General features: G+C 71.8%; 11 protein-coding genes and 1 tRNA gene. 11 read left to right on the top strand and 1 reads right to left on the bottom strand.

Annotated features, from left to right (window positions below):
• Nucleotides 1-151 precede the first annotated feature (151 nt).
• From AB0424_RS24620 to AB0424_RS24650, 7 genes are all read left to right on the top strand, one after another.
• Nucleotides 152-1144: a thymidylate synthase gene (locus tag AB0424_RS24620; protein WP_366308686.1), complete on the top strand. Its 993-nt coding sequence runs from the start codon at nt 152-154 to the stop codon at nt 1142-1144.
• A gap of 166 nt (nt 1145-1310) precedes the next feature.
• A complete protein-coding gene (locus AB0424_RS24625) occupies nt 1311-3020 on the top strand; it encodes a radical SAM protein (RefSeq protein WP_366308687.1) in 1710 nt (569 codons plus the stop codon).
• Entirely contained in the window at nt 3017-3757 is a 741-nt protein-coding gene (locus AB0424_RS24630) for a hypothetical protein (RefSeq protein ID WP_366308688.1), read from the top strand. Before AB0424_RS24625 ends, AB0424_RS24630 begins: the two co-directional genes overlap by 4 nt.
• Entirely contained in the window at nt 3754-4749 is a 996-nt protein-coding gene (locus tag AB0424_RS24635) for an HAD family hydrolase (RefSeq protein WP_366308689.1), read from the top strand. Before AB0424_RS24630 ends, AB0424_RS24635 begins: the two co-directional genes overlap by 4 nt.
• Nucleotides 4716-5273 carry a hypothetical protein gene (locus AB0424_RS24640; RefSeq protein ID WP_366308690.1) on the top strand — a complete coding sequence of 186 codons (558 nt, stop codon included), beginning with the start codon at nt 4716-4718 and terminating at the stop codon, nt 5271-5273. Before AB0424_RS24635 ends, AB0424_RS24640 begins: the two co-directional genes overlap by 34 nt.
• A gap of 59 nt (nt 5274-5332) precedes the next feature.
• Nucleotides 5333-6508 (top strand): GNAT family N-acetyltransferase, encoded by a 1176-nt coding sequence (locus tag AB0424_RS24645; RefSeq protein WP_366308691.1) that lies wholly within the window; start codon nt 5333-5335, stop codon nt 6506-6508.
• Nucleotides 6509-6553: 45 nt separating this feature from the next.
• On the top strand, nt 6554-7672 hold the full coding sequence (locus AB0424_RS24650) for a GNAT family N-acetyltransferase (protein ID WP_366308692.1): 1119 nt from the start codon (nt 6554-6556) through the stop codon (nt 7670-7672).
• A gap of 38 nt (nt 7673-7710) precedes the next feature.
• Here the strand turns inward: AB0424_RS24650 and AB0424_RS24655 are convergent, their stop codons facing one another.
• On the bottom strand, nt 7711-8592 hold the full coding sequence (locus tag AB0424_RS24655) for a phytanoyl-CoA dioxygenase family protein (RefSeq protein WP_366308693.1): 882 nt from the start codon (nt 8590-8592) through the stop codon (nt 7711-7713).
• A gap of 159 nt (nt 8593-8751) precedes the next feature.
• Here AB0424_RS24655 and AB0424_RS24660 point away from each other — a divergent pair, with 159 nt between their 5' ends.
• The 4 genes from AB0424_RS24660 (at nt 8752) to AB0424_RS24675 (ending at nt 13118) form a co-directional block, all read left to right on the top strand.
• Entirely contained in the window at nt 8752-10062 is a 1311-nt protein-coding gene (locus AB0424_RS24660) for an MFS transporter (protein WP_366308694.1), read from the top strand.
• Between the two features lie 46 nt (nt 10063-10108).
• Nucleotides 10109-11326, top strand: a complete 1218-nt coding sequence (locus AB0424_RS24665; protein WP_366308695.1) for an ATP-grasp domain-containing protein — start codon at nt 10109-10111, stop codon at nt 11324-11326.
• Nucleotides 11327-11413: 87 nt separating this feature from the next.
• Nucleotides 11414-11486 (top strand) — tRNA-Arg (locus AB0424_RS24670).
• 171 nt (nt 11487-11657) lie between these two features.
• Nucleotides 11658-13118: a basic amino acid/polyamine antiporter gene (locus AB0424_RS24675; protein WP_366308696.1), complete on the top strand. Its 1461-nt coding sequence runs from the start codon at nt 11658-11660 to the stop codon at nt 13116-13118.
• Nucleotides 13119-13170: the final 52 nt, after the last annotated feature.

Here is a 13170-nt window from a genome sequence, read left to right on the forward strand (position 1 = left end):
GCAGACCTGACACACTCACCCACGGAGGTCCTGACACCGCCTCCTACCTGGTGTGGACTCCTTCACCTGCCGATCCGACCGCCGGCACCGCCTTGTCCGAATTGAGGCAAGTTGGCGGATCATCCCCGGATCCCTCCCAGGAAAGGGTGCAATGACCATTCATCAGTCATTCGCGGATGCGTACACGACCGGTTTGCGAGACGTCCTCGCCGAGGGCAGCGAGGTGCCCTCCGTCCGGGACCCGCTCTCCAAGGCGTCGGACTTCGGCCGCAACGACCGCCCGTACCGTGAGCTGATCGGTTACCAGAGCCGCATCGAGAGCCCCACCTCCTGTCTGGCGGTCAGCCCCCACCTGCCGATCAACCTCTCCTACTGCTTCGGCCTGCTCGCCTGGTCGCTCGACGGCCGCAACGACGTCGGCACGCCCGCGTACTACCGCCGCGGCGCCCACGAGTACTCGGACGACCAGCACACCCTGAGCGGCGCCTTCGGCCACCGCCTCATCACCGCCAACGGCAACCAGCTGGAGGAGGTCGTCGGCCGCATCGGCCGCGACCCCGCCCACCGCCGCGCCTTCGCCCTGGTCCTGGAGCCCGAGGACAACTTCCGCCAGTCGCGCGAGTACCCGTGCGCCGTCGGCGTCCACCTCTTCCTCCGGGACGGCGCCCTGACCTGGCTCACCGTGATGCGCGCCCAGCAGGCCCTCACCGTCCTGCCCTACGACGCCTTCCTGTTCATGGGCATGCAGCAGTACGCGGCCTCCCTCCTGAACGTCCCGAGCGGCCCGTACATCCACCAGTCCGGCACGTTCCACTTCTACGAGAACGAGGCCGGCGTCGCCCGGAAGATCGTCGACGAGCCCGCCGTGGCGGCCTCCCTGCCCGCCTTCCCCGGCAGCGCCGAAGGCGCCCGCGAGACCGCGCGCGAACTGATCGACTTCGAGCTCCGGCTGCGGCAGGCCGCGGAGTCGGGCGACGTCTCGGCCGTGGACCGCATCGCCGCGGACAAGGCGAACACCGACTTCGCCGACGTCGCCCGCGCCTGCCTGACCACCCACGCCTACCGCAAGCTGGGGGACCGGACCACGCTCGTCACGAGCCCCTCCTCCAGCGCCGGTGTCGCGGACCTGATCGCCGCGATCTGATCGCGCGGAAGAACGGATTCCACACGTGAGGACAACGGTTCACGCACCGCTGGAGCCGCACTGTCCGGACGCGGCGGACGCCCGACGGGAACGCGACGAGCGCGTCGCCCGACGCCGGCGGCTGTTCCGGTCGGCGCCCGGGCGACCCGCGTACCGGTACCCGGTCATGGCGGCACTGGTGCCCGTGGCGACCAGCCGCGGAGGGGAGATCGCCTACCCCGGCGACCCCATGTGCCTCTACGCGGCCCTGACCCTGACCATCCGGCGCTCGGTGACACGCCTCCACGCCGGCCTTCCCGACGCCCCCGGACTCGACGACGTCTGCCCGGACTGGGGCGACTACCCCACCGCCGAGTACCGCCGCGCGGCCGGCGCACCGCGGACCACCGCGATCGCCGACAACCCCACCACCGACGGCCACGTCTTCGACCCCCGCATCTGGGACGACCTGGCCCGTGACCGCTACGTCGCCGAACTGCGCGCCCTGCGGCCCAAGGTGGTCCTGCTCAGCGCCGTCTCCGCGGCCCACCGCTACGCGCTGGAGATGGCCGAGCTGGCCAAGACCCACGCGCCCGGCTGCGTCGTCGTCATCGGCGGCCGGCACGCCGACGAGACGGTCCGGTACCAGCAGGCCACCGGCACGGTGGACCTCTCCTGGTGCAGCACCGTCGAGGTGGTCCACGACGGCCGCGGCCCGCGGGCGGTCGACTTCGTCGTCGCGGGCGACGGAGCACCCCTGCTCGACCTGCTCCTCCAGGCGGTGTCGCTCGTCGCCGAACCCGGCTTCGGCCCCACCCCCGTCGAGGACGTCCTCGACGCGCTCACCCTCCTCGGCCGGGCCCACGAGGACCTCACCGGCTCGGGCAGCGTCGTCGGACTCACCCCCGACGAGGCGGTCGTGGTCCCCGTCCGGGGCAAGCGGCTCACCTCGACCGAACTCCCCTCGCCCTACGAGGCGTTCTCCATCCGCTCCCGCTTCGGCGTCTTCACCCTGGCCAACAGCTCGGCTCTCGGCAGCCGTACGGCGCACATGATGACGCTGGACGCCTGCCCCTTCAAATGCACGTTCTGCTCCGAGAGCATCCAGGTCTCCAACCGGCCCACCCGCTTCGCGGTGAGCGAGACCGAGCACGCGGCCCGCCGCATCCGGCAGCTGATCGACTGGGGCGCGGAGGCGTCCTTCTTCGACGACCCCGTCTTCTGGGGCGGCAACTGGAAGGCGATCACGGACTTCTGCCACGACCTGATGCGGCAGTGCGAGGACCTCCCCGGCGACGTCCCCTTCGAATGGGGCGCGCAGCTCACCGTCGACGTCGTCCTCAACCGCGCGAAGACCGACGAGGTCCACGCCGCCCTGGAGCTGATGCGCCGCAGCGGCTGCACCTACGTCTACATCGGCATCGAGAGCATGGCCCAGCAGGTCATGCGGCACGTGGGCAAGAACCTGCTGCGCCGCAACCCCGAGGCGTGGGTGAGCAAGGTGCGCGAGGCGCTCACCATGATCAGGGACCACGGCATCCGGGTCGGCAGCTCGGTCCTCTTCGGCCTCGACGGCGAGGACCGGGACACGATGGAGGAGACGATCGAGGAGATCGGCCTGCTCATCGACGACGAACTGCTCGTCATGGCGAGCCCGAACATCCTCACGTACCACCCCGGTACGGCGATCACGGCCGCCCACGGCCAGGACCGCCTCGACTACCACTCGCGGAAGGACAACCGGCCTCCCTTCACGTACTTCGAGGAGGCATACCCGGAGGTCGTCTCCAAGCTCCTCACGGAGGACGACATCTGGTTCATCCACGAGACCGCCGCCAAGCGGTGGGGCAGCGTCCGCAACAGCGCGGCCGAGTCCGTCGCCGAGGCGTCGGCGTGAACCACACCACCGAGAACCGTTCCACAGGGGGACACGTGCTGGACGTCGACCACAAGAGCTACTGGGGCAGGTACCACTCCCACTTCCCCGCCCTCTCGCGCTACATCCCGCTGGGCGAGTACGCCCACCGGGTCCGGCCGCGCGCCTGCGTACTCGGCGCGTCCGACGGGAAGTTCGCCCTGCCCCTGCTCCGCGCCGGCTGGGAGGTCGTCGGCGTCGAGACCGACGACCTCTTCCTCGACGGCGGGGAACTGGACCTGGCCGACGGCCACCACGACATCGTGGGGCTGCGCGACCGGCTCGCGGCGGAGGGCCTGGAGGATCGCTGCACCGTCGTGGAGCAGGACTACATGACCCTCCCGGCCGAGGGCGACTTCCAGCTCGTGATGGGCAGCGGCCTGTGGTCCATGGCCCCGAACCGCGCCCACTCGCTCAGGTCGCTCATCCACCACGCGATGGACATGGTCGCGCCCGGCGGCCTCTTCTTCGGCGAGTGGCTCATCGCGCTCAACGACGACGAGCGCCAGTGCGGCTACTACCCGGACACGGCCGGCATGGCGGAGATCATCGAGCGGCCCGGCTGGGAGGTCTTCGAAAACGCCGACCTGGGCATCTACGGAGAGAGCCACCTCGGGTACGAGCAGTGGCACTACCACCGGTACGCGGCCTCGATCGTCCACCGCATGCCGCCGCCGCGCGAGCCCGCCTCCCCGCACGAGGGCCCGTCCGCGAAGTGACCCGTACGCCCCACCCGCAGCCGAGCGGCCGTCCCCGCACCCCCGGGGACAGCCGCCCGGCTGTCGTCGTCACCGATCTCGACGGAACCCTGCTGCGCGCGGACGCCACGGTGGGCGAGCGCACCCTCGCCGCGCTGCGCGCGACCGCGGCGGCGGGGACCCGCATCGTCTTCGCGACCGCCCGGCCGGCCTGGTCCGCCCGCGCGGTCCTCGCCGGCGCGTCCGGTCTCGGCGCCCTGCTCGTGTCGTCCAACGGCGCGCTCGTCAGCGAGCTGGACAGCGGGCGGGTGCGGCGCGTCCGCGCGATGTCCCCGGCCACGGTCCGCGCCGCACTGGCGGAGGTCTCGGAACTCCCGGACCTCCCGGGACTCCCGCAACAGGCGGAACGCGCGGAACCTGCCGCGGCCGACGGGTCCGAGGAATCCGCCGGGTCCGACGGGTCCGACGGGTCCGAGGGATCCGCCCGGACCGACGGGTCCGACGGGTCCGCCGGGTCCGACGGGTCCGGCCTGCCCCGGCGGCCCGTCTGGGCCGTCGACCGGGAACACGACCGGCTGCTCGGCCCCGGCTGGCCCGACGTCCTGGCCAGTGGCCCCGCCGCGGCCGGGCGCGTCCACGCGGTCCCCGACGACCTTCCCGTCCTGTGCCTCATGGTCCACCTCGGCGCCGGCCGGCGGCTTCCCGCACTCGGCGTCCGCGGCGCCGTGCGGTGGACCTCGTCCGCACCCGGGCTGCTGGAGATCTCGGCACCGGAGGCGGACAAGGTGTCGGCGGTCGCGTGCCTTCTGGAGGAGACCGGCGTCGGCTGGGACCGGGTCCTCGCGTTCGGCGACGCGCCGAACGACGCGGGGCTGCTCACCGCGGCCGGAACCGGCGTGGCCGTCGCCAACGCGGCCCCCGAGGTGTCGGCGCTCGCCGACGCCGTGACCGGACACCACGACGAGGAAGGGGTGGCCCGATGGCTGGAGGCGATGTGCCCGGATCCCCGCTGAGGAGCCTCGCGAGCGCGCGCCGCGTCTGGATCGTCGGCGGCCCGGGGTGCGGCAAGTCGACGCTCGCCGCGGCCCTCGCCGACCGCGCGGGCCTCTCCCCCGTCACCCTCGACGCCCTCTACTGGGGCCCTGGTTGGGCCCCCGTGGAGACCGAGGAGTTCCGGGCGCGGATCGAGAAGGAGCTCGCCGCCGGACACTGGGTCGTGGACGGCCAATTTCCCGACGCCGTCGACGCCTTCGCCGACCGCGCGGACTGCGTCGTCTGGGTGGACCCCCCGCTCGCCGTGGCCTGGCCACGGCTGCTCCGGCGCACGCTGCGCCGCTGGATACGCCGGGAGGAACTGTGGGGCGGGGTCCGCGAGACCTTCTGGTCCGTCGTGGGCCCGCGCTCGATCCTCTGGTACGCCCTGAAGGTCCGCCGCGCCCAACAGGCCGCCAACCAGGAGCTGTTCGACCGGCTCGGGGACACCGACGTCCTGCTCGTCCGCGCGCGGGGCGGAAACGTGCGGTCCCTCCTGAAATGATCACCTGACAGGCTGGTCACGCATCGTCCACCGCCCTTGCCACCCCCTGGAGTTCACCCATGCACGTCTCCTCCTACGCCTCCCTCGGCGAGCTGCCGACCACCGACTGGGACGCCCTCACCGACGGCGCCACCATCTACTCCACCAGCGGGTTCCTCGGGGTCCGCGAGGAGGAGCTGCCCCCGGGCGCCGCGGGCCGGCACCTCATCGCGCGCGACGCCGCCGGGACGCCGGTCGCCGGAGCGGAGACGTACACCTTCCTGAGCCCGCCCCACGGCCTCTACACCCCCGCCGACCTCCTCACCGGTCTCGTCGCCGACGCCCGTCTCGCCCGCGTCGCGGAGTCGCCGCTGGCCATCGGCGCCGGCTGGTCGGAGTTCCGCGGCCAGCTGCCCGGGCGGGAAGGCGTCACCGCGCAGGAGCGGACGGACGCGGTGGACGCCCTGACCGCCCAGGCGCTGAAGGACGCCGAGGCCGCGGGCGCGAGCGTCCTCGCCTACTACTACCTGCCGCGCGAGGAGGCGCTGGAGGTGGCCCGCGCCCACGCCGGCGACGGCGCCGTGCTGCTCTACCACGACGTCGAGACCGTCCTGCCGGTCGGACTCTGGCAGGACGTCGACGCGTACCTGGCCTGGCTCCCCTCCGGCCGCCGCCCCCGGGCCCGGCGCGAGATGCGCGACTTCCGCAACAGCGGGCGGACCGTCCGCGAGGTGGCGCTCCCGGACGCCGTCGACGTGATCGCCCCGTTGAACAGCGCGCTGATGCGCAAGCACGGCCACGCCTTCGGCGAGGAACGCGCCCGGGCCGTCTACGACCGCCAGGGCCGCCACCTCGGCGCGTGCAGCACGCTGCTCCTGGTCGAGGACGAGGGCCGCCCGATCGGCTTCGCCCTGCGCTACCGCCAGCGCGACATGGTGTACGCGCGGGTCGCCGGCTTCGACTACTCGGTGCCGAACCTGGCCGACTACTTCAACCTCGTCTTCTACCACCCCATCGCCACCGGCACCGGACGCACCGCACGCGAGATCCATCTCGGACTGGGCACGTTCCAGGCCAAGTTGGCACGCGGCGCCCAGCCCCGCCCGGTGTACACGGTGCTCGTCGGCGTCGACCGGCCCCTGGACGCCGACGAGCAGGCCGTACGGGAGAGGAACCGCGCCGAGGCGACCGCCTTCGGCGAGGAGTACGGCCGGTTCGTCACCGGCGGCCTGGACACCGAAGCCTGGCTGGTCTGACCCCCGGCCCCACCGCCCCAGAACGAGGAAGGAACGGAACCGAGCATGGCAGATGTGACACACCTGGACTCGATCGCCGACATCGGCCGGGACGTCTGGGACGGCCTGGTACCGGGCAGCTGCTTCTACCAGAGCCACGCGTGGCTGCGCGGCCAGGAGCGGCCCGACTTCGCCACGGCCGGCTACGTCACCGTGGAGGACGGCGGCACCCTCGTCGCCGCCACCCCGTACTACGACTTCCCGGACCGGAACGCCCCCGCGCTGCCCGCCGTCGCCGAGGGCCACCGGGTGCTGCGGGTGGGCACCCGTACCGGCTACCACAACGAGTTCCTGCTGTCCCCGGACCCGGAGTCGGCGCGGGGCGCCCTCGCCGACCTGGTCGCGGGGGCCGGGGAGAAGGCGGCCGAACTGGGCTGCGACGCGCTGCTCTTCGACTGTCTCACCACCGACAGCCTCCGGCTCCTGGCCGGAATCCACCCGGTCCGGGCCCAGTTGCGCGCCGCCGAGGCCGTCCTCCGCAACGAGGGGGGCACCTTCGAGTCCTACCGCGGCAAGCTCGGCCGCGTCGTGGTCAAGCGCGACTACGAGATGCGCCGCTTCGAACGCTCCGGGCTCCGCCTGGAGACGGCACCCCTGTCGGCCTGCGTCGACGAGTTCGCGCCGCTGGTCGGCCAGACGATGGACCGGTACAACGCCTCGCTCGACCCGGCGGAGATCCACGCCTTCCTCAGCATCCAGGCCCGGTGCCTGGACGAGCTCAGCACCGTCTTCCGCTGCGTCGACGAGGAGGGGACGCTGGTCGGCGCCAACCTCTGCTTCGCCTGGCGTGACACCTTCTACGCACGGGTCGCCGGCTTCGACTACACCCGGACCCGCAACGCCTTCGAGTACTTCAACGCCGTGTACTACGAGCCGCTGCGGCACATGGAGCGCACCGGGATGACCTCCCTGCACCTGGGGCTCTCCGCGCTGGAGGCGAAGGTGCGCCGCGGCGCCTCCCTCTACCCGGTCTGGGCCGCCGTCGTACCGCTTCCGCTCGCCGCGGCGCCCGGCCTCCGGCGCGACGAGGCGGCCGACCGGAAGCTCGCGGACACCCTGCTGGCCGAGGGCGGCGGCGGTGCGGACGCGGCGGACTGGGACTTCGCCTCGCTCGGCCCGGAGTAGCCGGCCGGGGTCGGTCCGGCCGGTGCGGCCGGCCGGGGTCAGCCCGTCGCGGGGGTCGCCCCGCCGGGCACCGGCCAGAGCACCGGGCAGATCTCGGGGTCGGTGTAGTCGGGCAGGCCCGCGGCGGTGGTGCGCACCAGGGAGTCGTGCTTGTACGGCTGCTGCCGGCCGGTCGACAGCGTGTGGTGGCGGTACTCGTTCGTCTCGTCCTGGAGGTGGAGCGAGACGGCCCGCCGCGGGTGGGCGCTCCGGTTGAGGCCGCTGCCGTGGTACAGGTGGCAGTGGTGGAAGGTCATGTGGCCCCGGGGGATGTGGACCGGGACCTTCTCCACCACGGCGCCGTTCCGGTCCGCGTCACCGTTCAGCAGGTACTCGCGCGCCCGGTCCGCCGGGTCGCCGGCCGGCCTCTCCGCCCCGTGGCGCTTCGGCCAGAGGTGGCTTCCGTTCACCATCTCGATCGTGCCGGATTCCTCCGTGCACTCATGGAAGGGAATGAAGGCGGTCAACATCCGGTCCGAAGAACAGGTCGGCCAGAAGAATTTGTCGAAATGCCAGGAGACGATATTCGAAGCCTCCTCCACGATCGGCGGCTTGTAAATCAGCGTCGCCTGGAAAACCCGTATTTCCGAAGCCTTCGCAAGGCGGGCCGCGACGGCCCCGACAATGGGCTTGCGAAGAATTCTCGCGATGACCTCGTCCTGATAATGGATGTAGTCGCTATTACGCTGGACCTCGCCGTCCGCAGGGGTCCAGTCGGCCAGCCTGTCCGGCCGCACCGGCAACACCCGATCGCGCTGACCTGCATAAAAGCGCTCGCTGGCCTGCGTGAGCGCCTCGGTCTCCTCATCGGTCAGCAGCTTTTCCGAGAGGTACCAGCCGCGCTCGGCGTACAGCTTCACATCCTCTTCCGAGGGAAGCATCCCGACTTCTTCGGCCGTAAGTCCAGAATATTCAGTCACACGCTATCCCTATCATTCCGAGAGAGGTCACCGAGGGGCGCCCGGCACATGCTAGCGGGCATTCGTACGGCATGCTAGGGTCACATTTATTCCATCCACAAGAGATCACCGGGGGCGGGCGTGCCAGCATTCAACGGAGAAGTCCGGTCCCTACTGAAAGGCAACGCGAACTTTCGCACCGTCTGGATCGGGGAGACGTCGGCGCACTTCGGCGCCCAGCTGGCGAACTTCCTCCTGCCGCTGATCGCCGTCAGCCACCTCCACGCGGACGGCACCGCCGTGGGACTCCTCTCCGCCGTCCAGTTCGTCCCCGTCGTCCTCCTCTCCCTCGTCGCCGGCGTGATGGTCGACCGCCACCCGCCGCGCCGCACGCTGGTCGTCAGCAGCCTCGCCCGGGGCGGCGCGCTCGCCCTGCTGGGCGTCTTCCAGGCCACCGGCGGACTGGACTTCACCCAACTCCTGGTGGCGGCCGCCGTCATCGGCACCGCGACGGTCTTCTACGAGGTGGCCTACCAGTCCACCCTCCCGAAGATCGTCCCCATCGGCTCCATCACCACGGCGAACGGCCTGCACCAGGCGACGTACTCGATCAGCACCCTGGCCGGCCCCTCGGCCGCCGGCTTCCTCATCGGCAGCTTCGGCCTCTCGCCCGCCCTCGCGGTCACCGTCGCGTTCTTCGTCGGCGCCGTCGTCAGCGGAGCGCTGCTCCGCGGCGTCGAAGCGCCCCCGCAGCCCCGCGAGTCCACGCTGCGGACCATCGGCTCCGGGCTCCGCTACACCTGGTCCATCCGCCCGATCCGCGACCTCTGCGTCCAGGCCGGCCTGTCCAACCTGCACGAACAGGCTTTCCTCACCGTCTTCCTGGTGTTCGCGGTCCGCGAGCTGGACATGAGCGGCGCCACCATCGGCCTGATCATCGGCATCGGCAGCGTCGGCGCCCTCGTCGGCTCCCTCACCGCCACCCGGCTGGCCGCCCGGTCCACCGTCGGCTTCATGCTGACCCTGGGCGTCGTCCTCGCCGCCGTCGGCCTGCTCCTCGTCCCCGCCGTCGCCGAGCTCGGCGTGTACGTCGCCGTCCTCGCCTCCGTCGCCACCATGGTGAACGGCTTCGGCGTGGCGCTCTTCAACGTCTTCGCGGTGAGTCTGCGCCAGGCCATCCCCCAGGAGAACCAGCTCGGCGCGGTCACCGCCAGCTACCGCCTGATCGCCCTCGGGACCCTGCCGCTGGGCGCCTTCGTCGGCGGCGCGCTCTCCGACGCGCTGTCGCCGCGCGGCGCGATCTGGGCCGTCGGCCTGTCGTACCTCGTCGTCTCCTCCTGGCTCATGTTCTCCCCCCTCCGCACGGCGCGGACGCTGGAGGAGGCCCAGGAACTCGGCCGCCCGGACGGGACCGGCGCCGCGTCGCCCGAGACGACCTCCTCCCCCTCCTGACCACCCCGCCCCCCTCTCCGCCCCACCCTGAACGAAGGAACGACCGATGGCCCTGTCGACGGATGTGCTGATCTTCTCGAAACGGTTCGCGGGCGGGGTCCGTGTCGTGGCGCAGATGCTGGAGGAGTCCGGCCGGCGCCCCGTCCTGGTGTCGAGCGAGCCGGAGGACGTCAACCGCTCCGCCTGCGCCGCCCATGTCGTCGTGGACTGGGACCGGGACGGCCTCGACGACCTCGTGAAGGCGGTCGACGCGGCGGGCGTCGTCCCGACCGCGGTCGTCAACTTCGTCGAACCGCTGCTGTCCTGGCAGCTCCGGGTGGCCCGCCACTACGGACTGCCCGGCGACGAGCCCGGCAGGGAGATCCTCCTCAGCAAGGCCAGGGTGCGCGAGGAGATGCGCCGCCTCGGCCTCTCCGACGTGCGCTTCACCGCCGGTCCGGCCGGCGCCCTCGACCCGGCGGCCGTCACCGTCTTCCCCGTCATCGTCAAGCCGGCCGAGGACTCGGGCTCGTCCCGGCTCGTGCGCCGCGCGGACGACGCCGGCCGGCTCGCCGCCGCCCTGCGGGAGATCTCCGACGCCGCCGGCGAGGACCTCCGGGTGATCGTCGAGCAGTACGTGCCGGGGACGGAGTTCTCCGTCGACGGCCCGGTGGTCGACGGCCGCTTCCACGCCCTCTTCACCGTGGAGAAGACCCAGCACGACGAGGACCGCCACCACGACGCCGGCCTGCGGATCTCCCCGCCGCCCTCGGACCACGTCCGCCGCGGCGCCCTCGACCTGGCCGAGCGCGTCTCCACCCTGTGCGGGAAGTCGGGCATCACCACGGGCTGGCTCCACGTCGAGGGCCGCGCCGCCCTCGACGGCCGCGCCGAGCTCATCGAGATCAACCCCCGCCCGGGCGGCGGACTCCACCGCGCCGCCACCCTCCGCACCTGCGGCGTCGACCCCATCCACGCCTCGGTCCTGATGGCTCTCGGCACGGACGACGCGGCCGCCCTCGCCGACAGCACCCGCAACGACGAACTCCTCGCCCTCCTCCCCTTCGAGGCCGACCGCGTCGGCGTCCTCGTCGAAGCCACCCCCGTCGACGACCTCAAGCGCATCCCCGGCGTCGTCGACGGCTACCAGTTCGAGAACTTCCGCGTCACCTCCATGGACCAGGAGAACTTCTTCACCGAGGCCCTCATCACCGCCGACGACGTCGACGGCCTCGCCGAAGTCGCCCGCCGCGTCCAGGCCGCCTTCACCTTCACCTTCGAGTAGCCCCCCTCCCCCACCACCCCTCCCCCCGCACCTCCACCCGCTACACTGGCGGCGGCGAGCCCACCCTCACCGGTCCTCACCACCCACGCCTTCGTAGCTCAGGGGATAGAGCACCGCTCTCCTAAAGCGGGTGTCGCAGGTTCGAATCCTGCCGGGGGCACAGAAAGTCGAAGGGCACCCAGTGATGTCACTGGGTGCCCTTCGGCGTGTCCGGGGTCGGTGGGGGGCGCGGGGGATGGGGGTGTAAATCGGGACAAAGGGGTGGGGGTGGATTAGATTCCGGGGGGAGGGTGGGGGTGGTAGCGGGACTTGGCGGAGTACGAGGTGGCGTATGGCCGACGTGGACGCTGGTGTCGAGACGAGGGCGGGTGGGGCGCCGCCGGCGGCGAAGCTGACGCTGCTGACGCTGACCGCGATGGTGGTCGGGTCGATGGTGGGGGCGGGGGTGTTCTCGCTGCCGCGCAGGTTCGCGCAGGAGACGGGCGTCGCGGGGGCGCTGATCGCGTGGGCGGTCGCGGGGGTGGGCATGCTGATGCTCGCGTTCGTGTTCCAGACGCTGGCGGTGCGCAGGCCGGACCTGGACGCGGGGGTCTACGCGTACGCGAAGGCGGGGTTCGGGGAGTACCTGGGCTTCTTCTCGGCCTTCGGGTACTGGGCGAGCGCCTGTGTGGGGAACGTGACCTACTGGGTGCTGATCATGTCGACGATCGGGGCGATCGCCCCGGCGCTGGGGGACGGGGACACGGCGCTCGCCATCGTGCTGTCGTCGGTGGGGCTGTGGGCGTTCTTCCTGCTGATCCGGCGGGGGGTGAAGGAGGCCGCGGCGATCAACCGGATCGTGACGGTCGCCAAGCTCGTGCCCATCCTGGTCTTCGTCATCCTGACGCTGTTCTACTTCGAGCCGTCGGTGTTCGCGGACAACTTCGGCGGCGCCGACTACGCGGGCTCCCTCTTCGACCAGGTGCGCGGAACGATGCTGGCCACCGTGTTCGTCTTCCTGGGGGTGGAGGGCGCGAGCGTGTACTCGCGGCACGCGAAGCGGCGGGAGGACGTCGGGCGGGCGACGGTGCTGGGCTTCCTGAGCGTCTTCGCGATCTTCGCGTCGGTGACGATCGTGTCGTACGGGATCCTGCCGATGAGCGAGATCGCCGAGCTGCGGCAGCCGTCGATGGCGGGTGTCCTGGAGGCGGCCGTGGGCACCTGGGGCCAGGTGTTCGTCAGCGTCGGCCTGATCATCTCCGTCCTGGGCGCCTACCTGGCCTGGACGTTGATGGCGGCCGAGGTGCTGTTCGTCGCCGCCAAGGACAAGGACATGCCCCGGTTCCTGGGGCGGTCGAGCGGCGACGACGTGCCCGTACCGGCGCTGCTGATGACGACCTCGCTCAGCCAGGTCGTCCTGGTCGTCACGGCCTTCTCCGACGACGCGTTCAACTTCGCGCTCGACCTGACGAGCGCGCTGAGCCTCATCCCGTTCCTGCTGGCCGCCGGCTTCGCGCTGAAGATCGCGCTGCGGCCGCGGCAGGAGGGCGCGGTGGGGCGGAGCACCCGGCGCGAGCTGGTCGTCGCCGCCGTCGCCACCCTCTACACGGCGTTCCTGCTCTACGCGGCCGGACTGAAGTTCGTCCTCGTCTCCTTCATCCTCTACGCCCCCGCCACCTTCCTGTTCGTCAAGGCCAGGCGCGAGCAGGACCGGCGGCTCTTCTCGCCGGGCGAGGCCGTCCTCTGCGCGGTCTCCGTCGCCGGGGCGGCGGTCGGTGTCGTCGCGCTCGCGCTCGGCTGGATCGAGCTGTGACCGCGCCCCGCCGGCCCGGCCGGTGCCCGGCCGCCCGCCCACCCGTCCCCCG

Origin of the sequence: Streptomyces sp. NPDC051180, assembly GCF_040689545.1 — a bacterium.
Classification (GTDB): domain Bacteria; phylum Actinomycetota; class Actinomycetes; order Streptomycetales; family Streptomycetaceae; genus Streptomyces.